20 protein-coding genes are annotated in these 19,404 nt (G+C 39.2%); 15 read left to right on the top strand and 5 right to left on the bottom strand.

Annotated elements, in window-relative coordinates:
• Window positions 1–98 precede the first annotated feature (98 nt).
• The 8 genes from lgb_RS01620 (at window position 99) to lgb_RS01655 (ending at window position 6,132) form a co-directional block, all read left to right on the top strand.
• Window positions 99–305 (top strand): hypothetical protein, encoded by a 207-nt coding sequence (locus tag lgb_RS01620; protein ID WP_019292651.1) that lies wholly within the window; start codon window positions 99–101, stop codon window positions 303–305.
• A gap of 11 nt (window positions 306–316) precedes the next feature.
• Entirely contained in the window at window positions 317–532 is a 216-nt protein-coding gene (locus tag lgb_RS01625; RefSeq protein ID WP_019292650.1) for a hypothetical protein, read from the top strand.
• A gap of 213 nt (window positions 533–745) precedes the next feature.
• Window positions 746–1,492, top strand: coding sequence for a tRNA pseudouridine(38-40) synthase TruA (truA, locus tag lgb_RS01630; RefSeq protein WP_019294175.1), 747 nt, complete (start codon window positions 746–748; stop codon window positions 1,490–1,492).
• The gene (locus lgb_RS01635; RefSeq protein ID WP_019294174.1) at window positions 1,485–2,318 is read left to right on the top strand and encodes a pyridoxamine kinase; all 834 of its coding nucleotides are present in this window, start codon (window positions 1,485–1,487) and stop codon (window positions 2,316–2,318) included. The genes truA and lgb_RS01635 overlap by 8 nt, the downstream gene beginning before the upstream one ends.
• A complete protein-coding gene (locus lgb_RS01640; protein ID WP_019294173.1) occupies window positions 2,315–2,797 on the top strand; it encodes an ECF transporter S component in 483 nt (160 codons plus the stop codon). The genes lgb_RS01635 and lgb_RS01640 overlap by 4 nt, the downstream gene beginning before the upstream one ends.
• A complete protein-coding gene (locus tag lgb_RS01645; RefSeq protein ID WP_019292646.1) occupies window positions 2,778–3,320 on the top strand; it encodes a TIGR01440 family protein in 543 nt (180 codons plus the stop codon). The genes lgb_RS01640 and lgb_RS01645 overlap by 20 nt, the downstream gene beginning before the upstream one ends.
• 484 nt (window positions 3,321–3,804) lie before the next feature.
• Window positions 3,805–5,409 (top strand): CTP synthase, encoded by a 1,605-nt coding sequence (locus lgb_RS01650; RefSeq protein WP_019294172.1) that lies wholly within the window; start codon window positions 3,805–3,807, stop codon window positions 5,407–5,409.
• A 105-nt stretch (window positions 5,410–5,514) separates the two neighbouring features.
• Complete coding sequence (locus lgb_RS01655) at window positions 5,515–6,132, top strand: sugar O-acetyltransferase (RefSeq protein WP_019292644.1); 618 nt, start codon at window positions 5,515–5,517, stop codon at window positions 6,130–6,132.
• Between the two features lie 36 nt (window positions 6,133–6,168).
• Here the strand turns inward: lgb_RS01655 and lgb_RS01660 are convergent, their stop codons facing one another.
• A complete protein-coding gene (locus lgb_RS01660) occupies window positions 6,169–6,345 on the bottom strand; it encodes a DUF2929 family protein (protein ID WP_017369403.1) in 177 nt (58 codons plus the stop codon).
• A 106-nt stretch (window positions 6,346–6,451) separates the two neighbouring features.
• On the opposite strand from lgb_RS01660, the gene lgb_RS01665 reads away from it, so the two are divergent.
• Window positions 6,452–9,568, top strand: a complete 3,117-nt coding sequence (locus lgb_RS01665; protein ID WP_019294171.1) for a DNA polymerase III subunit alpha — start codon at window positions 6,452–6,454, stop codon at window positions 9,566–9,568.
• A gap of 9 nt (window positions 9,569–9,577) precedes the next feature.
• Here lgb_RS01665 and trhA read toward each other — a convergent pair whose 3' ends face one another.
• A complete protein-coding gene (trhA, locus tag lgb_RS01670) occupies window positions 9,578–10,231 on the bottom strand; it encodes a PAQR family membrane homeostasis protein TrhA (protein WP_019292642.1) in 654 nt (217 codons plus the stop codon).
• Between the two features lie 167 nt (window positions 10,232–10,398).
• Here trhA and lgb_RS01675 point away from each other — a divergent pair, with 167 nt between their 5' ends.
• The 5 genes from lgb_RS01675 (at window position 10,399) to lgb_RS01695 (ending at window position 14,408) form a co-directional block, all read left to right on the top strand.
• On the top strand, window positions 10,399–11,235 hold the full coding sequence (locus tag lgb_RS01675; protein WP_019292641.1) for a DegV family protein: 837 nt from the start codon (window positions 10,399–10,401) through the stop codon (window positions 11,233–11,235).
• On the top strand, window positions 11,228–12,052 hold the full coding sequence (locus lgb_RS01680) for an SGNH/GDSL hydrolase family protein (protein ID WP_029345879.1): 825 nt from the start codon (window positions 11,228–11,230) through the stop codon (window positions 12,050–12,052). The genes lgb_RS01675 and lgb_RS01680 overlap by 8 nt, the downstream gene beginning before the upstream one ends.
• Entirely contained in the window at window positions 12,042–12,626 is a 585-nt protein-coding gene (locus lgb_RS01685) for a YpmS family protein (protein WP_019294169.1), read from the top strand. Before lgb_RS01680 ends, lgb_RS01685 begins: the two co-directional genes overlap by 11 nt.
• A gap of 117 nt (window positions 12,627–12,743) precedes the next feature.
• A complete protein-coding gene (locus lgb_RS01690; RefSeq protein WP_003133973.1) occupies window positions 12,744–13,019 on the top strand; it encodes an HU family DNA-binding protein in 276 nt (91 codons plus the stop codon).
• Between the two features lie 243 nt (window positions 13,020–13,262).
• Window positions 13,263–14,408 (top strand): cysteine desulfurase family protein, encoded by a 1,146-nt coding sequence (locus tag lgb_RS01695; protein WP_029345878.1) that lies wholly within the window; start codon window positions 13,263–13,265, stop codon window positions 14,406–14,408.
• A 110-nt stretch (window positions 14,409–14,518) separates the two neighbouring features.
• Here lgb_RS01695 and cysK read toward each other — a convergent pair whose 3' ends face one another.
• Window positions 14,519–15,439, bottom strand: coding sequence for a cysteine synthase A (gene cysK / locus lgb_RS01700; RefSeq protein WP_019294167.1), 921 nt, complete (start codon window positions 15,437–15,439; stop codon window positions 14,519–14,521).
• 184 nt (window positions 15,440–15,623) lie between these two features.
• Here cysK and lgb_RS01705 point away from each other — a divergent pair, with 184 nt between their 5' ends.
• Window positions 15,624–16,553 carry a glucosaminidase domain-containing protein gene (locus tag lgb_RS01705; protein ID WP_019294166.1) on the top strand — a complete coding sequence of 310 codons (930 nt, stop codon included), beginning with the start codon at window positions 15,624–15,626 and terminating at the stop codon, window positions 16,551–16,553.
• 102 nt (window positions 16,554–16,655) lie between these two features.
• On the opposite strand, the gene lgb_RS01710 is transcribed toward lgb_RS01705, so the two are convergent.
• Both lgb_RS01710 and lgb_RS01715 read right to left on the bottom strand, forming a co-directional pair.
• Complete coding sequence (locus tag lgb_RS01710) at window positions 16,656–17,282, bottom strand: MBL fold metallo-hydrolase (protein WP_019294165.1); 627 nt, start codon at window positions 17,280–17,282, stop codon at window positions 16,656–16,658.
• Window positions 17,283–17,285: 3 nt separating this feature from the next.
• Window positions 17,286–19,373 (bottom strand): transglycosylase domain-containing protein, encoded by a 2,088-nt coding sequence (locus tag lgb_RS01715; protein WP_019294164.1) that lies wholly within the window; start codon window positions 19,371–19,373, stop codon window positions 17,286–17,288.
• Window positions 19,374–19,404: the final 31 nt, after the last annotated feature.

A 19,404-nucleotide genomic window follows, 5' to 3' on the forward strand; every position in this document is an offset into this window, starting at 1 on the left:
CATTAATTGTAGCTTATTAGTATACAAAAGTCAAATTGAGATAGACAAAAGTTCTATAAAAGATGTGAGTTGAAAAAAGGTATAGAAAGGAAGAAGATATGACAATAATCCAGACAAAAGTTTCTAGGGCTAAAGAAAGAGTTAAAATATCGCAAAGGAAAAGCAAGCAGGAAGAATTAGTCTTTGAGGAGGAACTGCTCAAGCTAGAAATAGAGCGACGCAAGCATGAAAGTAAGGAGAAACGTAGAATGCGGCGTAAGATGCAAAGAGAAAAAATGCTTGCCAACTTGCATCAAAATGATTAAGGAGGAAGACGATGAAAAAGTTATATGCGGTTTATAGAGGAGAAGCATTTTTAGATTGTGGAACAGCCAGTGAACTTGCAGCGCGTTTTGATACTAATCTAGAAAATGTCTATTCAAAAGTTAGTAAAGAACGCAAAGCAAGAAGTAGGGGCCAGTCTTTTTCAGACAATACTTTGCATTGGTATAGCTTTGATGATGGTAATGATGAGAACATCTGGCTTTCTTAGCAAAAGGTTCCTTTGGGTGACTCCAAAACGTATGTGGGCATTTCTGGCTTCTATATTGACATATAGCATTGTTGTGTAAAAGAGCTTCTAACCTAAATAATGCAAGGTTGGTCGCATTAAAGGGCTTTCAAAATAGAGTAGAAAGTTTGCAGAATAAGGGAAACTCTAAATTAGGTTAGACAAATCTATACTTGATTTTGCTATAATATAAACATGACTAGATATATGGCAACGATTGCTTATGATGGCACAAATTTTGCAGGTTTTCAAACCCAAAATAATCAACGGACTGTACAAGAAGAGATTGAAAAAGTTTTGACAAAATTAAATTCTCACCAGACTGTGATATTGCATGGCTCAGGACGTACAGATTCGGGAGTGCATGCGCATGCTCAACGTATTCATTTTGACTTAAAAGGGCAGCGAGATGAGGAACGTTTACGTTTCGCTTTGGACACGCAAACCCCATCAGATATTGCCTTTCGTGAAGTCATACAAGTTGAAGAGGATTTTCATGTTCGCTTTAACAAGCATGAAAAGATTTATGAGTATTTTCTGGAAAACAGTAAAGTTCGGAGTCCTTTTCACCGTTTGTATCGTGCACATTTTCGCTATCAACTTGATGAAGATTTGATGCGACAAGCTCTAGCAGATTTGGTTGGTACACATGACTTTACTGGCTTTACAGCAGCTGGTGCTACAGTTGAAGATAAGATACGAACGATAACTCAAGCTGAGCTTGTAAAACTAGACGATGAAAACTATAAATTTATTTTTCGGGGCAATGGGTTTCTTTATAAACAAGTTCGTAATATGATGGGAACTGTGATTAAAATAGGAAATGGGCGGATGCCTGTCTCGCAAATTAAAAAGATTTTAGAAAGTAAAAATCGCGACCTAGCAGGTCCGACTGCTGCCCCAGAAGGGCTCTATCTCAAGGAGGTAATTTATTTTGACTAAAAATATTGTTGCTGTACATGACATTTCTTGCGTAGGTCGTTGTTCCTCAACAGTGGCGCTTCCGATTATTAGTGCTTACGGCATAGAGTGTCGACTATTGCCCACAGCGCTTTTATCAACACATACAGGTGGTTTTACCAACTTTACTTATCTTGACCTTACAGATGAAATGCGCAACATTATTCAAGCCTGGCAAGAATTAAATCTCCATATGGATGGAATTTATAGTGGCTTTATGGCTTCTGCGGAACAAATTGACGTGCTCAAAGACTTGATTGACATATATAAAGATGCGAACAATCTGGCTATCATTGATCCAGTCATGGCTGATCATGGGGAACTTTATAGTGTTTTCGATATGCACTTTGTAGAAAAAATGGGTGAACTTTTGCCTTATGCAGATGTTCTTTTGCCTAATATCACAGAAGCGTGCCTTTTAACAGGAACACCTTACCAAGAAGGTGTGCAGTCAGAAGCATTTATTGAAATGCTCATTGAAAAATTACAAGCACGTGGGGCAAAAAATGTTGTTTTGACGGGTGTTATGCTTGATGAAAAATATATTGGAGCCGCGGCTGCAAGAAGTACCGGACAGATTGACTATGTTTTGGCAGAAAAATTGCCAGGTGCATATCATGGCACTGGAGATATCTTCGGTTCTGTTTTATCTGCAGAGTTAACTAATGGTAAAACTTTAGCCGCAGCAACACGAGAAGCTGTTGACTTTGTAGTTAAATCAATAAAAAATACACCAAAGTCTGCTGACAAACGTTATGGAGTAGAATTCGAGCAAACTTTGAAAAGTAAAAGAAAGCAGGAGCAATGAAGTACTCAACTAAAAAATTAACCCTGTTGGCTTTGTTAGCTGCCTTGACATTTGTCTTAGGCTATTTCACCAAAATACCTATTCCTGGTGGTTATTTTACCTTGCTTGATGCGGGTATTTTCACGACAGCAATGCTTCTTGGAAAACGTGAAGGTCTAATTGTTGGTGCACTAGCAGGATTTCTCAATGATTTTATTGCAGGATATGCGGCATACATGTTCTTTACTTTAGTCATTCATGGACTCCAAGGTTATTTAGGTGTTATAACAAAAAATAAAGCACTTAATTACGTGTTGGCTACTGTGGTTATGGTCGGCGGTTATTTTATAGCAGATATGTTTATTGTTGGAAGTTTAGCCGTGGCATTACCAGACATGGCAATCAATGCCGTGCAAACCAGTGTCGGTTTTGTCGTTGCTTTGCTTCTTACAGAAATTCTTAAGAAATCAGGTGCTCTTCATGGACTTAAAACAAATTAAAGAAGAAACAAAAACAATTATTGAAGATGTTATTGCAAAAACAGAGATAAAAGCTGGACAGATTTTTGTCTTGGGCCTATCTAGTTCCGAAGTCAATGGCGGTACAATTGGTAAGAACTCCTCAGCTGAGATTGGCGAAGTAATTGTCGGAACGATTTACGAAGCACTCAAGGCGCGGGATATTTATTTAGCTGTCCAGGCTTGTGAACACCTTAACCGTGCTTTACTTATAGAGCAAGAATTGGCGGACAAAAAAGATTTGGAAATCGTTTCTGTTGTTCCACAGCTTCATGCAGGAGGGAGTGGACAAGTCGCAGCTTATAAGCTATTTAAGGCACCAGTAGAAGTTGAGCATATCACGGCATATGCTGGACTCGATATTGGCGATACAGCTATTGGAATGCACGTAAAGCATGTCCAAATCCCTGTGCGACCTGTCTTGAAAGAACTTGGCGGAGCGCATGTCACAGCTCTCAAATCACGTCCTAAGCTTATTGGTGGGGAACGTGCAAGTTATGAGTAAGTAAAAGTCTGGATAAGTACCTCACTGGAAATTTTGCATATCAGTTGGTAATAAGGACAAAGTGTGAGAAAATGTATTTAACAATAAAGAGGGAGGTGCAGATGACATTTAAAGTCGAAGTAGATGACCTCAGAGGGAAACCAGTTGCTCGCGAGTCCTACTGATATTCACTAATTTCTAAAAGGAGGATAGATGTTCTTATCCTCTTTTTTACTCCAGATAAAATCTAGGACCTTGACAAAAAAATCAAAATCATATAGAATAATATTCGGGCACCGCTTTTTGCGGTAAAGTCAGAAGCTCCCTTACAAAAGGGAGCTTATTTTTTTGTTTCGCTACCAACATTTGTGGCTAAAACCACTAATTGATGGATGGCAAGCTCTACGGAGCTTTGCCTAAGCGCCTCATTAGGAAAAATAAAAAAGCAACTATTTTTCCATTATATTTTCCCAGGCTTAATATAGAAAACAGAGGAGATTTCGCATTGGCAACTAAGTATATTTTCGTCACAGGTGGTGGTACATCATCAATGGGTAAGGGTATTGTTGCAGCGTCTTTGGGACGTTTGCTCAAAAACCGTGGCCTTAAAGTAACTGTACAAAAATTTGATCCGTATCTTAATATTGACCCAGGGACAATGAGTCCTTATCAACACGGTGAGGTTTTTGTTACAGACGATGGTGCTGAAACAGACCTTGACCTTGGACACTACGAGCGTTTTATTGATATCAATCTTAATAAATACTCAAATGTAACTTCAGGTAAAGTTTACTCTGAAATTTTACGCAAAGAGCGTAAAGGGGAGTACCTTGGAGCCACAGTTCAAATGGTACCTCACGTTACGGATACATTAAAAGAAAAAATTAAGCGTGCAGCAACTATGACTGATGCGGATGTTATCATCACTGAGGTGGGTGGTACAGTAGGTGATATGGAATCCCTTCCGTTTATTGAGGCTCTACGTCAAATGAAAGCCGAAGTTGGTTCAGATAATGTGATGTACATTCACACTGTGCCAATCCTCCACTTGCGTGCAGCTGGGGAGTTGAAAACAAAAATTGCACAAAATGCAACAAAAACATTACGTGAGTATGGTATCCAAGCGAATATGTTGGTGCTTCGTACAGAAGTTCCAATCACACGGGAAATGCGTGATAAAGTAGCTATGTACTGTGACGTTGATCCTGAAGCAGTTATCCAGTCTCTAGATGTGGAACATCTTTACCAAATTCCGTTAAACTTGCAAGAGCAAAACATGGATCAAATCGTTTGTGATCACTTGAAACTTGATGCACCTGCAGCTGATATGACAGAGTGGGCAGCAATGGTTAACCATGTGATGAACCTCAAGAAAAAAGTCAAGATTGCCTTGGTTGGGAAATACGTAGAATTACCAGATGCATATATCTCAGTGACAGAAGCATTGAAACATGCCGGATACCCAGCAGACAGCGATATCGAATTGGACTGGGTAAATGCCAATGACTTGGACGATAGCAATGCTGCTGCACGTTTGAAAGATGCACATGGTATTATCGTTCCTGGTGGGTTTGGTGAACGTGGATCAGAAGGTAAAATTTCGGCTATCCGTTATGCACGTGAAAACGACGTTCCAATGTTGGGGATCTGTCTGGGTATGCAAATGACATGCGTGGAGTTTGCGCGCAATGTTCTCGGCATGGAAGGGGCACATTCTTACGAATTAAACCCAGAAACACCATATCCAATTATCGATATCATGCGTGACCAAGTTGATGTTGAAGACATGGGAGGAACCTTGCGCTTAGGACTCTACCCATCAAAACTAAAAGCAAACACTAAAGCACGTGCGGCATATAACGATGCGGATGTCGTTCAACGTCGTCACCGTCACCGCTATGAATTTAATAATAAATATCGTGAACAATTTGAAGCGGCAGGCTTTACATTCTCTGGTGTTTCCCCAGACAACCGTTTGGTCGAAATCGTTGAGTTAACCGATAAGAAATTCTTCGTTGCTTGTCAATATCACCCAGAATTACAATCACGTCCAAACCGTCCAGAAGAGCTTTATCAAGCCTTTGTTAAAGCTGCAGTGGAAAACATGTAAAAATAAAAATCCCTACTTAAGTTGGGGATTTTTTTAGTGCTTACTTTTTAATATTTTTTCCTATCATAATTTGATATACTGGATGCAATATTGAGAGGAGAAGCCATGTCAGAGTATCAACGTATGATTTCAGGACAACTTTATAGAGCATCTAAGATTGAAAAAGAGTATGATCCACAACCAGGAAGAGTACTTGCCCAAAAGATAAATCAAACCAGCCTAATGGATCAAAAAGAAATTATTGCTTTAGAGAAACAATTGTTTGGGAGTACAGGAAAATCTATTTATGTGAATCCGCCACTTCAAGTCGATTATGGTTTTAACACACACATTGGTGAAAATTTTTATGCCAATGTGGATTGTATTTTTTTGGATGTTGCACCAATCACTATTGGAGACGATGTGATGTTTGGACCTCGCGTAAGCCTGATTACACCATTGCATCCTATCGATGCAGCTGTTCGGGTTCGAGGGCTTGAATATGCAAAACCAATCACTATTGGTGATCGTGTATGGCTCGGTGCAGGTGTGATTGTGAATCCAGGTGTTAGTATTGGCGAAGGAACGATTGTAGGGTCAGGAGCAGTAGTTACTAAAGATCTGCCCGCACATGTCATCGCTGTGGGAAATCCGGCACGTATTTTAAGAGAAATTAGTGAGACAGATCAAGAGTATTGGGAGCTACAAGAAAAGGATTATTATGACACAAAAAAAGCAGATTAAAAACCTGCTTTTTTTGATCGGTCTTTGAAAGAGAGATTAATGCTTTGGTTCCACAACTCCGACTTTACTAATGAGTAAAACAAAAAGTCCGAATACCAGTGAGACAACCAAAGTGCTAAACGGCTTGTCAGCTACCCCAGCGAGTGCGGTCATGATGTAACCTACAACTTCGCCGATAACGGCTGACCAGAAAAGAGTTACAAGTACTTTCATAATAATTCTTCTTTCGATTTTTCTTCAAAATAAAGTATAATACTATTAGAGCTAAAATTCAAGAATTATGCGAAAAAAGTATAAAAACAAAGGAGAAAGGGGCCAAATGTTTGCACAACTCAACACCAAAACAGAGTACAGTTTTTTAGATAGTGTTGTCCGAGTAGATGATTATCTGAATGTGGCAGAAAAAATGGGCTATAAACAGCTCGGCATTTGTGATGTCGGAAATTTACATGGTGCTTATCACTTTGCTATTGAAGCACAAAAGAGAAACATACAGCCCATTATTGGGGTTGAGCTTGTTTTTGAGCTGGACAGTTTACCTGTATCCTTTAGTTTTATTGCTAAAAATACTGAGGGGTATAAAAATCTTTTAAAAATCTCTTCCAGTCATAATTACGGTCGTCACCGTTTTTCTGATATTGAGAGTTTTTTAAATGATGTCGTTTTAGTGGTACCAGAGTCTTATGCGAATCTCTCAGCCCTTTCACAGATTCAAGCAGAAGTATATATTGGCATCTTGCCTACAGGTGTCGGAGGAACTTCGCTTCAGTTTCCGTACCTTCCTTTTCAGCCTGTGCGCTACTTGTCACAGGTCGATAATGAAAGCCTTGAAGTTCTACATGCGATTCGTGATTTAATACCTTACAATCAAGAGTTGACTTTGTCAAATGACCAACTTTTGCAGAGACCAGAAATTTACGAAAAATTATATGCTAAGAATTATCCTCAAGCCTTAGATAATCTTGAAAACTTAGTTGCAAATATTGCGTATGACTTTAGTGAGAAGTTAGGCTTGCCTCAGTTTGATAAACAAAGAAATGCAGCAGAGCTTCTTCGTGAAAGAGCAGAAGTCAATCTGCCTGCAGGAGAAGACTATCGTGCACGTCTCAATCATGAACTATCGGTCATCCATCAAATGGGCTTCGATGACTATTTTCTTATTGTTGCCGACTTATTACGCTATGCAAGTGAAAACGACATCTATTGCGGCATGGGGCGTGGCTCTGCTGCTGGTTCATTGGTGGCTTATACCTTAGGTATCACTCATGTTGATCCGGTGGCAAATAATCTCTTCTTTGAACGTTTCCTTAATCCTGAACGTGTAGCAATGCCCGATATCGATATTGATATGCCTGATACCAAACGGTCCGAGTTGCTTGCTTATATGAAGCGGCGTTATGGTAGCGACCATGTGGCGCAGATCGTGACTTTCTCGACCTTAGGTAAACGACAAGCTTTACGTGATGTCGGAAAGGCTTTTGGGATGAACGAAGCTGAGCTTTCTTCTCTCACACGCATGTTGAGACAACGGTTTGGTTCGCTTCGTGATGAGTACGAGGAAAATCCTAAACTTAAGGCTGAAATTTTACGCGACAGTCGATTGCAGAAGGTGTATGAGATAGCTACTCGTATTGAAGGCTTACCGCGTCAAACATCGACACACGCTTCGGGCGTGGTGTTAAGCCAAGAATCCTTGGTCAATTACGTGCCTCTAAAACCATCCGATGATTTGGCCTTGACACAATATGAGGCACCGGATGTTGAAGCAATTGGTCTGTTGAAAATCGACTTTTTGGGTTTACGAAATTTAACGATAATTGAGCGATTATGTGAATTAGTACAAAAACGAAAAAATGTTCACATCGATCCTTTGCACATAGATTTAGAAGATGACAAAACGTTAGCACTTTTCCGGGCTGGAAATACTCTAGGTATTTTTCAATTTGAGAATCCACAGATGAGACGTTTTTTGCGTAATTTAGCTCCAACAAAGTTTGAGGATATTGTTGATGCGACATCTATTTTCCGTCCAGGCCCTTCACAGTTTATTCCCCAATTCGTTGCCCGCCGACATGGACAGGAAAAAGTAGAAGTTATTGACGAGACACTGACAGAAATATTAGCGCCAACCTATGGTATTATGATTTATCAGGAACAGATCATGCAAGTTGCACAACGCTTTGCTGGCTTCTCTTTGGGTAAGGCTGACTTGCTCCGCCGTGCAATCTCAAAGAAAAAAGGAAAAGAATTTGAAGAACTCCAAGCTGAATTTTTAGCAGGAAGCTTAAAGTTGGGGCACACCGAAGCACAAGCGATGGAGATATATCGTCTGATTGAACGTTTTGCTAATTATGGTTTTAATCGTTCTCATGCCTATGCTTATGCTGCTCTAGCTTTTCAAATCGCTTATTTCAAGGCGAATTATCCCGATGAATTTTATGAGGTTCAGCTGCGAGACCGTAAAAGAGAGAGCATGATGCAAGACGCTTTGGATAATGATTTTCAAATGGAGCAACCTTCCATCAATCGGATGCCTTATCATGACAGAGTAGAAAATGGTAAAATCGCCTTGGGCTTAGCAAATGTACGGAGCATTCCACGAGATATGGCATTTTGGATTGTTGAACATAGGCCCTTTAGTGATTTAGCAGATTTGGTGAAAAGTTTACCTCAAAATTTCCAGAAAGAAGATTATTTGCTACCACTTGTACAGATTGGAGCTTTTGATGATCAAGACATGAACAGAGGGAAGCTGGCTCAAAACTTATCAACTCTCATTGATTATAGTCAAAATATTCAACTGGATCTCTTCGGTGCATCTGCCTTAAAATTCTCTTTTCAAGATGCAGAAGATTATCTGCAATCCGAGAAATACGAGTATGAAAAGCAGTTTTTAGGTGTAGGGATTACGCCACACCCCTTGCAAACTTTAGCACTTAAACTGAAAACAAATTTTACAGCACTGACTGATTTGCAAAAAAATAAGCGAGCGACTGTTTTAGTCGAGCTGCTTGCTGTGCGTACCCATCGTACAAAGACAGGAGAGACAATGGCTTTCCTATCCACAACTGACAGTAAAGAAAATTTTGATATTACACTTTTCCCAGAAAATTATCGGCGGTTTATGGCAAATCTCGAAAAAGGAAAATTTTATTTAATTTCTGGCAAAGTTTCTGAAAGAAACGATGCTTTACAGATGCTAGCTGATCGTGTCATCGAAGTAGAAGAGACAGACCGTAAACTTTGGTTGAATCTTGAAGATGCAAGTCATAATACGCATATTTCTCGAATTTTACGGGAGTTTCCTGGAGGAATACAAGTCATTTTGCATTTTGCTGACACAAAAAAAACCACACAGACTCAAGTCTATGTGGAAGAAAATGATTTACTTTTGAACAAGTTGAAAACCTATGTCTTAAACGCTGTTTATAAATAGCGTTTTTTCTTATGATCCCACATAACCATAGATGGAGAACCACATCAGCATTGCAGCACCAAGAACAAAAAGATGCCAGACCACGTGAGCGAAAGGGAATTTATAACGGTATATAATTGCACCGACAGAGTAAATTACGCCTCCTCCAACGAGAAACCAGAAGCCATAGGCAGGCAGAAGCTGCCAGAGAGGGTAAATGGCAAAGAGGATGACCCATCCCATAACAATATAAAGGACAGTTGAACCTCTAGGCACGGTATTCCATCGTGGGAGGTAGATAGCTGTAACGACTATTCCCAAGATCGCACAAAGCCAAACAAGTGCTAACATTCCCCAGCCTAGCCAATTTCCTAATGTAACGAGGCAATAAGGGGTATAAGTTCCTGCGATGAGTAAAAAGATACCGCTATGATCAAAAACTTGAAAAACTTTTTGAGCGCGTGTAAAGTGTAGGCTGTGTGCCAAAGTTGAAAAGAGAAAAAGTAGTACAAGAGAGGCTCCATAAATTGAGAAAGCAACAATCTGTATCGGTGAATGATTGGCTACTCCTTTAAGTATGAGTAAAACAAGTCCTGTAATAGCAAGACCAGTTCCGACTCCGTGTGTGATGGCATTAAAGACCTGGTCGACAATTTGATAAGCGCGAGAAGCTGGCTTTTCCATTGATCTCCTTCTTTCCATAATAATTTCGCTTTCTAAAATCAAAATATTTATAAATTTGAAAAAGAGGATTAGCGAAATTGCAGTTCATTTGGTATAATATTAATATATATTAACATAGATTGTTTAGAAAAGAAATCGAAGTCTTTTTATTTTGATTTGGAGAAAATATGACAATTAAAATTGTGACAGATTCATCAATAACTATTGAACCAGAATTAGTAGAAGAACTTGATATTACTGTAGTTCCATTGTCGGTAACTATTGACGGGACAACTTACCTTGATTCAGACTTACCCTTGGACTCATTTATGGAAAAAATGAAGGCTTCTAAGGCATTGCCTAAAACAAGCCAACCTCCTGTAGGGGTCTTTGCAGAAAAATATGAAGAAATTGCCAGTGAAGAAGATGCGATTATTTCCATCCACATCACTGAAAGTTTAAGCGGTACAGTACAAGCAGCACGTCAAGGGGCAATGCTATCTGGCCGTGATGTAACAGTTCTTGATAGTGATTTTACGGACCAAGGTTTGAAATTCCAAGTAGTGGAAGCCGCACGATTGGCTAAAGAAGGTCTTGGAAAAGAAGAAATCTTGAAGAGAATTAATCACGTACGTGAAAATACAGAACTGTTTATTGGGATTTCGACGCTCGAAAACCTGGTTAAAGGCGGACGTATCAGTCGTACAACCGGAATCGTGGGAAGTCTCTTGCATGTACGTATCGTGATGGAACTAAAAAACCGTGAGCTAGGTGTAATGACACGAGGACGTGGGAATAAGACATTTACCAAATGGTTAGATGAAACGGTAGAACACATCGCAAACTCTGGACGTAAAATTCGTGAGATTGGCATTTCACATGTAGAAGGACTTGATTTTTCTAATAAAGCGAAGGAAGCTTTGCAAAAATTTGTTGAAAAACCAATTTCTATCCTCGATACTAACTCTACTATTGCTACTCATACAGGACCGGGTGCTTGGGCTGTAATGATTGATTATGAATAAAAAACTGAAAATTATTCTTGAACTTGCTGGCTTTTTGCTAGCAAGTTTACTTGTATTCTGTTTGCTTTCCTTGATGAGTACTCCAGCTGGCAACCGTTTAAAAGAAGAAGTACAGGATCAAGATAAAATCGTGAATTACGTGGCATTGGGAGACTCATTAACAGAAGGTGTTGGTGATGCAACAGGCCAAGGTGGCTTCGTCCCTCTTTTAGCAAAAGAGGTAGAAAACCAAACCACAGGAAAAGTAGAGTCACAAAACTTTGGTCATGCAGGTGATACAAGTACCCAAATCTATGAAAAAATGCAGGACAGAGAAATCCAAACTGCTATAAAAAATGCAGATTTTATCACTTTGACTGTTGGTGGGAATGATGTTATGAAAGTTATCCGAGATAATGTTGCTCGTCTTTCAAAACTTAAAGAAAAAGACTTTGAACAACCTGCGCGTAATTATCAAAATGAGCTGAAAAAAATCTTTGAGACTATTCGGCTAAATAATCCTAAGGCTCATGTCTATGTTTTAGGGATTTATAATCCTTTCTATATGAATTTTCCTAATATAACAGCCTTGCAAACAATCATTAATAATTGGAATATCGCAACAGAGGAGACGGTAAAAGAAGAAAAAAATACGAGTTTTATTGCCATTAACGATTTGCTTTACAAAGGAATCGGAGGGGAGAAAGGGATTTCTGAAAGTCAGTCTCAAATCAATGATCTCCTTTATACAGCAGATAGTTTCCACCCCAACAATATTGGCTATCAAATCATGGCTGATGCAGTATTCAAAGAATATCAGGTGATCAATGAAAAATAAAAAAACAATCTGGAAATGGCTCTTTCTTGCTCTATTAGCAATTAATCTTGGAACTTTTGCTTTTATTTCGAGTCGCGTATTTAATGTGCGGGACCAACAATCTTTGAGACAAGTAAGTAAGCCTAAAGAGACGACAGAAGTCGCTAAAATAACGACTAATCGGGACCAGTTAAACCAGCTTATTAATACTTATCTGCAAGATTTTCAGACTTCAGACATGAGTTATAAATTCTATCTATCAAATAGTCAAGCTGTTTTAGAAGCTTCTTACCAACTTTTTGGCCAAAAAATTCCACTCTATATTTACTTTGAACCTTTGGCTTTAAATGATGGTTCTGTTGCACTTCAGGTGAAGAATGTTTCGGCAGGGACATTGAACTTACCAACAAGTGCTGTTCTTGCTTATGTGAAGTCAAGCATTAAGCTTCCAGCCTTTGTAGAAGTCTTACCGACGAAGGATCAAGTCATATTACATCTGCCACAACTTACTTTAGCAGATAATTTATATTTAAAAGCAAATCAGCTAGATTTAGTCAGTGGAAACTTTACTTTTAATTTGATGATTCAACCTTAAAATCAGCTAAAAACCGCAGAAAAACGCTGTTTAGGCTTGCAAAGGTTCACAACATTTGATAAAATGAAAAGTGCCTAATAAGAACAGGTAAAACAAAATATGGAGGACATTTTTAAAATGGCTAACAAACAAGATCTTATTGCTGAAGTTGCAGCAAAAGCTGGATTGACTAAAAAAGATGCTGAAAAAGCAGTTAACGCTTTCGGTGAATCAGTAACTGAATTCCTCGCAAAAGGAGAAAAAGTTCAACTTATCGGTTTCGGTACTTTCGAAACTCGTGAACGTGCAGCTCGCGAAGGACGCAACCCACAAACTGGTGCAGCTATCCAAATCGCAGCAACTACAGTTCCTGCATTTAAAGCTGGTAAAGCTTTGAAAGACGCTGTTAAATAATCTAGCGTAGAAATACTGATACCGTGGTTAACCATGGTATTTTTTATTGTCTTTGATTATAAAAATTTGTAGCTCTTGCATGTTTACTTACAGTAAAACAGAATGAAGATAACAGTTGAGTACATAATGATTTTCAAGCTGTAAAAAGCGAGAAAAAAGTGATAGAATGTAAGGATGAAAAAATGCTTCCGCTGCTTAAGCTAAGGAAGCTGCTAAATGTTATTCAGAAATGGGGAAACTAAAATCATTTACTTTGATAATTCAGCCACTACCGCTATAAATCCAGAAGTTTTACGCACATATACAGATGTAGCCACTAAAATCATGGGAAATCCCTCGAGCTTGCACAGTTTAGGAACAACTGCAACACGTCTTTTGGAGGCTTCACGCCGTCAAATCGCGGATCTACTTCATGTTAATGCAGAGGAAATTTTCTTCACGAGTGGTGGAACAGAAGGCGATAACTGGGTCTTAAAAGGTGTGGCATATGAAAAAGAAAGATTTGGTAAGCACATCATTATCTCAGCCATAGAACATGCTGCAGTTAAAAATACTGCAGCATGGTTAGCTACGCAAGGATTTGAAATTGATGAAGCACCAGTTGATGAACGGGGATTTGTTAAAGTTTCAGAGCTTGAGGCATTAATCCGCGAAGATACAATTTTGGTATCTGTCATGGCCGTAAATAACGAGATAGGCTCTATTCAACCGATCAAAGAAATCGCTAAACTCTTGGAAAATCGTCCTACCATTTCTTTCCACATCGATGCTGTCCAAGCCATTGGTAAAATAGCTGTTGAGGACTTTATGTTGGAACGTGTGGACTTTGCAACATTTTCAGCGCACAAATTCCACGGGCCACGTGGTGTCGGTTTTCTTTATATTAAATCAGGGAAACGCTTAGCCCCTCTTTTACATGGCGGTGGTCAGGAAAATAACAAGCGTTCGACGACTGAAAATGTTGCTGGTATCGCTGCTACAGCTAAGGCCCTTCGTCTTGCACTATCTGATTTTGATCATAAAGTTGAGAAAATTCGTCAAATGAAAGCAATCATCTTTGAGGAACTCTCTAAGCAAGAAAAAATTATCCTTTTTTCAGAAATGGATGACTTTGCTCCCAATATATTGACCTTTGGAATTCGTGGAGTTAGAGGAGAAGTTGTTGTTCATGCTTTTGAAAAACATGAGATTTTCATCTCAACAACATCTGCATGTTCTTCGAAGAAAAATGCTGCTGCCGGCACACTCATGGCTATGCATGTCAAACCTGATCTTGCAACCAGCGCTGTACGTGTTAGTCTGGACCATACAAATAATATGTTAGAGATTGAAGCCTTTCTTACAATCTTCCGCAATATTTATCAAGAAATGCTTAAAGTAGCGAATTGATAAAAGAATAAAAGCCCGATTAAGTGTCGGAGCTTTTTTATCTGTTGTTTAAGTAAAGACGTGGCTAAATTACAACTATTGATGTTTCTCTTAAGTTAAGAGTTTAAGAATTAAAAATCATAGAGTTCTGTAGAGAGGTAGCGCTCGCCATTGTCGGCAGACAAGGTCAATACTTTCTTTCCTTTACCTAATTTTTTCGCAACTTCAAGAGCAGCCCAAATTGCTGCACCACTTGAAATCCCTACAAGGAAGCCCTGGCTAAAACCAATTTCGCGAGCAGTAGTAAAAGCTTCTTCCACAGGGACATCAATTACTTCATCATAAGAAGAAGTGTCCAAAGCTTTAGGGATAAAAGGAACACCAATCCCTTGAAGTTTATGGGGCTGTGGTTGCCCGCCTGTTAAGACAGGAGAACTTGCAGGTTCTACCGCATAACTTTTGAGATTAGGATTTGCTTTTTTCAGTACATGGGAAACCCCAGAAATAGTTCCACCGGTTCCCGCACCAGCCACAAAAGCATCCAAACCTGTTTCACCAAAAACGTCCAGTATTTCTACAGCTGTTGTGGCTTCGTGAGCAGCTGGGTTAGCCGGGTTGTCAAATTGAAGTGGAAGGAACCATCCTTTTTCTTCTGCAAGATGCTCTGCTGTAGCAATAGCTTCATTCATTCCTCCAGCAGCTGGAGTTAAAATAAGTTCAGCACCGTAAGCTTGAATTAATTTACGGCGTTCAAGTGAGAAGGTTTCAGGCATGACAATCACAACTTTGTAGCCTAAAGCAGCTCCGACAAAAGCAAGTCCGATTCCAGTATTTCCAGAAGTTGGTTCAATAATAGTCCCACCTTCTTTTAGTAGTCCATCCCGCTCTGCTTGCCGAATCATATTGAGGGCAATACGGTCTTTTACTGATCCTCCAGGATTAAATGCCTCAAGTTTAACGTAAACCTCAGCACTGTCTTCAGGAAGATTGCGAAGCTTGATAATGGGTGTTTGCCCAATGAGTTCAGTAATGTTTTCATAAATTTTAGACATAGAAATCTCCTTTTATCTTTGATGATCCTGCTTCTTATTATAAAACCTACTTTATCAGTTTTACATAAAAAAAGCGAATAAGCGCTATAAAAATATAATATCAAGGATTATATAGTTTTACATTAGATAATAAATAGTATATACTTAGAAATAATGAATATTTTATTTATGGAGTTTTTATAAGATGAATACAAAACACAAATTTTTATTTGGCGCAGCTGCTGTAGCCCTTACAAGTCTTGGGGCTGTGAAAGCACAAGCAATGTCAGTACAAGAGTTGGCTGAAGCAGCAACTCCAGTCGCAAACGAATATGGTCTTTACCCCTCTGTTATGATTGCCCAAGGTATTTTGGAAAGCAGTGCTGGACAAAGTGCACTAGCTGTAAATTATAATAATATTTTCGGTGTGAAATACACTTCAGGAAATCCAGTTTATTTGCCTACACAAGAATTTCTTGACGGACAAATGCATAATGTCGTGGAACCTTTCCAAGCTTATGCTTCAGTTGCAGAGGCTTGTGCTGCACAAGCACGTTTATTACGTGGCTCTTTCTTGTATTCAGGTGTTTGGCGTGAAAATACAAGCTCTTATCAAGATGCAACCGCTTGGTTGCAAGGACGCTATGCTACAGATCCAAATTATGCCTCAAAATTAAATGCTGTTATTGCGCAATATGGTTTAACAGCTTATGATGGCGGAGAAGTCGCTACAACTTCAACAACAAGCTATGTGACAACTACAACTTCTACAGATACAAGTTCATACGGTACACAAACTTATACTGTTCAAGAAGGTGATACAGTCTATGATATTGCAGCACACTATGGTGTATCAATGGATGCAATTCTTTCCCAAAATGGTCTCTCAGCTACAGAACACATCATGCAAGGCCAAGTTCTCCAGATACCAACAGCTGGGACTAGTGCAACGACGACAACTTCAACTACAAGTGCTTCAACGATGGCAACAAGCACCGTTTCTAGTTCTTATACTGTTCAATCAGGTGATACTTTAACGTCAATTGCCTCTGTTTATGGAAGAACAGCAGATGAACTTGCCGCAATGAACGGTATTACAGGAAATATCTATCCTGGCCAAACATTATCTGTATAATAAAAAACATCTCTATATTAATATAGAGATGTTTTTTTTTTGAGGGAAATTTCTGGAAGCTTACTAAGCTGAATATAAAAAAGCCCATTGGGGCTTTTTATATTAGAAAAATGGATTATAAAGTTTTTCTTTTCCAATCGTTGTGCTTGGACCGTGCCCTGGATAAACCGTATAATCATCGGGAAGGCTAAAAAGTTCTGCCTCAATGGACTGTAGTAATTGTGTGTGATTCCCACTTGGAAGATCTGTTCTTCCAATCGCACCAGCAAAAAGTGCATCACCGGAAAAAATAAGCCTCTCTTCTTCGAAAACAAGACTAATTCCTCCAATAGAATGTCCGGGTGTGTGGCGCACGTGGAATTTTAGCCCAGAGAGATTATAAGGTGTATCACAGACATAATATTCATCTATATTAGTCTTACAAGTGACAGGAAAGGGGAGCATTAAAGCTGAAGCATTAAGCTCGGGGTTTTTGAGCCACTCTTTTTCATTTTCATGTAGATAAACTTGAGCATTAGGATAGGCTTGCTTGAGGGTGTCAAGTCCCATAATATGGTCAAAATGTGCATGAGTCAAGAGAATAGCACTTAAAGGCTTGCCAATCTCTTGGAGTTTTGCAATAATTTTTTCTGGTTGACTGCCAGGATCAATAAGTATACTAAAAGCAGAATTGCTCAGGATATAAGCATTTTCCTGAGCAATTTCACTAACGATTTTCTCGATTTTCATAAATTAATTTCCTGTTACACTAAGGTCAGAACCTTGTTTTACGACATCGCTTGGCATTTGCCAGTCTGCAACAGATGTTGGATCAGGATATAAATCTGTCATCATTGCTTTGAAAACTTTAGCAGCGATATACATATTTTCGCCATAGACAGGTTGTAGTCTATTTTTGTAACCTGTCCATACAGCCATAGAATATTGTGGTGTGTAACCAACAAAGTTTTCGTCTGGTGCCATTGAACCACCTTGGAGCTGAGCTTGCGTGATTCCAGCTGTTTCAAGAGCTTTAGGATATTCAGCATCATCGTAGTTGGAAGTTCCTGTTTTCCCTGCTTCAGGAAGACCAGGAGTTTGTGCATAAAGCCCTGTAGAAAGAGCAGGTATTGTTCCGTCGTTTCCTTTGATAACATCTTTGAGAATATCAGTAATAAGATAAGCAGTTGAAGACTTCATCGCACGCGTGCGCTCTGGCTCATAAGTTTTTGTTGAGCCGTCAGGCATTACAATTTTCGAAACATAGTAAGGTTTTGTGTAAATACCATCGTTCGAAAAAGCAGCATATGCAGCAGCCATACGTTCAGAGCTTGCACCATATTGAGAATCACTACTTCTTGAGTTACTTGAAATCCCATTAGCGAAAGTCATAGTTCCTGGTTCAAAAATAGGGTTACCTTTGTCATCATATTTTCCTGTTTCTACAGGATACTTAAATCCGAGTTTGTTGGCAAAAGCAGTCGCATTGTCCAGTCCAACAGCATCCAAAGTTTTAATAGCCGGGATATTACGTGAAAGAGCTAAAGCCTGTCGTACGGAGATATTTCCTAGATACTGATTGTCCCAGTTGTTCAGTTGAATATTTTGAGCATCGGGATAGAAGTAAGGACCAGAGTCGGAAATAGTTTGGGCAGTGCTTGTATAAATGCCATTTTCAAAGGCAGGTGCGTAGTCGATGAGTGGCTTCATCGTTGAGCCCCAGTCACGAGTAGATTCTGTTGCAGGATTTGAACCAAACACCGCAATTTCTTGCTTACGTCCACCGATTTGGGCAGCAACGCCACCTGTCTGTGTATCAATCAAAGTTGAAGCAACTTGAAGTTCGTCATCAGTGAATGGTACAGAATCATTGGTATTGACAATATTGAACAGATCTTGCTGCGCTTTACTGTCAAGCGTAGTATAAATCTTTAAGCCAGCATTTGGCGCATCTGTTCCTGTTTCTTGATTGGCTTGCTTGATGGCTTCGGTGATGAAGTCATTGGCATATTCAGGAATGCTCACACCGCTCTTCAAGTCTTGAAGACCGTCATCGATTGGTGTATTGATGGCTTCATCTCTTTGTTTCTCCGTGATTTTACCATTGCGGTACATCGCATTGATTACCAAATCGCGACGATATTTCGCAGCTTCTGGGTTTTTATAAGGATTATAAGTATTTGGTGCTTGTGGCATACCCGCAAGTAGGGCTAACTGTGCGATAGACAAGTCTGTTAACGGTTTATTATAGTAAGCTTGAGAAGCTGTTCCCATACCGTAATAACCATTCGCCATATTGACTTTATTGACATAAGCAGTAAAGATTTGCTCTTTTGACCATTTTTGGTCCAGCTGTAAGGCAAGCCAAGCTTCTTGAATTTTGACTTTCATGTTTTGGTCAGCTGAGTCAGTAGAGAAGAAAGACAGTTTAATCAACTGCATATCTAAGGTAGAACCACCTTGCATATGTCCACCACGTAAGTTATTGACTAAAGAACCAGCAATACGTATTGGGTCAACACCACGTGTATTGAAAAAGCGACGGTCCTCAATTGAGGTTACAGCATTAACAAGCATGACAGGTATATTATCAGTCTGTACTAAATCACGTTGTTCCGCACCAAGAGTAGCAATTACTTTCTCATCCTTGTCATAAACGACCGTTGATGGGGGTGACTCTAATTTGCTCATATCTAATTTTGGTGCATCTTTTGCGTAATAAATAAAGAGCGCACCAGCAGCAACAAAAGTCAGAATAATTGTTGAAAAAATCAGAATTAAAGCCCATTTCAATGTTGAAATGAGAGATCTTTTAACTGCAGTGTTTTTATTTCGATTCATTTTTGATTTTTTTCGTTTGTTAGTAGGAATT

The sequence above is a fragment of the Lactococcus petauri genome, assembly GCF_023499275.1.
GTDB classification, from domain to species: Bacteria; Bacillota; Bacilli; order Lactobacillales; family Streptococcaceae; genus Lactococcus; species Lactococcus petauri.

What these genes read in the sequence shown, in the direction of transcription:
- lgb_RS01620 (WP_019292651.1), top strand. Translation starts at nt 99, where the DNA reads ATGACAATAATCCAGACAAAAGTTTCTAGGGCTAAAGAAAGAGTTAAA.
- lgb_RS01625 (WP_019292650.1), top strand. Translation starts at nt 317, where the DNA reads ATGAAAAAGTTATATGCGGTTTATAGAGGAGAAGCATTTTTAGATTGT.
- truA (WP_019294175.1), top strand. Translation starts at nt 746, where the DNA reads ATGACTAGATATATGGCAACGATTGCTTATGATGGCACAAATTTTGCA.
- lgb_RS01640 (WP_019294173.1), top strand. Translation starts at nt 2,315, where the DNA reads ATGAAGTACTCAACTAAAAAATTAACCCTGTTGGCTTTGTTAGCTGCC.
- lgb_RS01645 (WP_019292646.1), top strand. Translation starts at nt 2,778, where the DNA reads ATGGACTTAAAACAAATTAAAGAAGAAACAAAAACAATTATTGAAGAT.
- lgb_RS01655 (WP_019292644.1), top strand. Translation starts at nt 5,515, where the DNA reads ATGTCAGAGTATCAACGTATGATTTCAGGACAACTTTATAGAGCATCT.
- lgb_RS01660 (WP_017369403.1), bottom strand. Translation starts at nt 6,345, where the DNA reads ATGAAAGTACTTGTAACTCTTTTCTGGTCAGCCGTTATCGGCGAAGTT.
- lgb_RS01665 (WP_019294171.1), top strand. Translation starts at nt 6,452, where the DNA reads ATGTTTGCACAACTCAACACCAAAACAGAGTACAGTTTTTTAGATAGT.
- trhA (WP_019292642.1), bottom strand. Translation starts at nt 10,231, where the DNA reads ATGGAAAAGCCAGCTTCTCGCGCTTATCAAATTGTCGACCAGGTCTTT.
- lgb_RS01675 (WP_019292641.1), top strand. Translation starts at nt 10,399, where the DNA reads ATGACAATTAAAATTGTGACAGATTCATCAATAACTATTGAACCAGAA.
- lgb_RS01680 (WP_029345879.1), top strand. Translation starts at nt 11,228, where the DNA reads ATGAATAAAAAACTGAAAATTATTCTTGAACTTGCTGGCTTTTTGCTA.
- lgb_RS01685 (WP_019294169.1), top strand. Translation starts at nt 12,042, where the DNA reads ATGAAAAATAAAAAAACAATCTGGAAATGGCTCTTTCTTGCTCTATTA.
- lgb_RS01690 (WP_003133973.1), top strand. Translation starts at nt 12,744, where the DNA reads ATGGCTAACAAACAAGATCTTATTGCTGAAGTTGCAGCAAAAGCTGGA.
- cysK (WP_019294167.1), bottom strand. Translation starts at nt 15,439, where the DNA reads ATGTCTAAAATTTATGAAAACATTACTGAACTCATTGGGCAAACACCC.
- lgb_RS01705 (WP_019294166.1), top strand. Translation starts at nt 15,624, where the DNA reads ATGAATACAAAACACAAATTTTTATTTGGCGCAGCTGCTGTAGCCCTT.
- lgb_RS01710 (WP_019294165.1), bottom strand. Translation starts at nt 17,282, where the DNA reads ATGAAAATCGAGAAAATCGTTAGTGAAATTGCTCAGGAAAATGCTTAT.
- lgb_RS01715 (WP_019294164.1), bottom strand. Translation starts at nt 19,373, where the DNA reads ATGAATCGAAATAAAAACACTGCAGTTAAAAGATCTCTCATTTCAACA.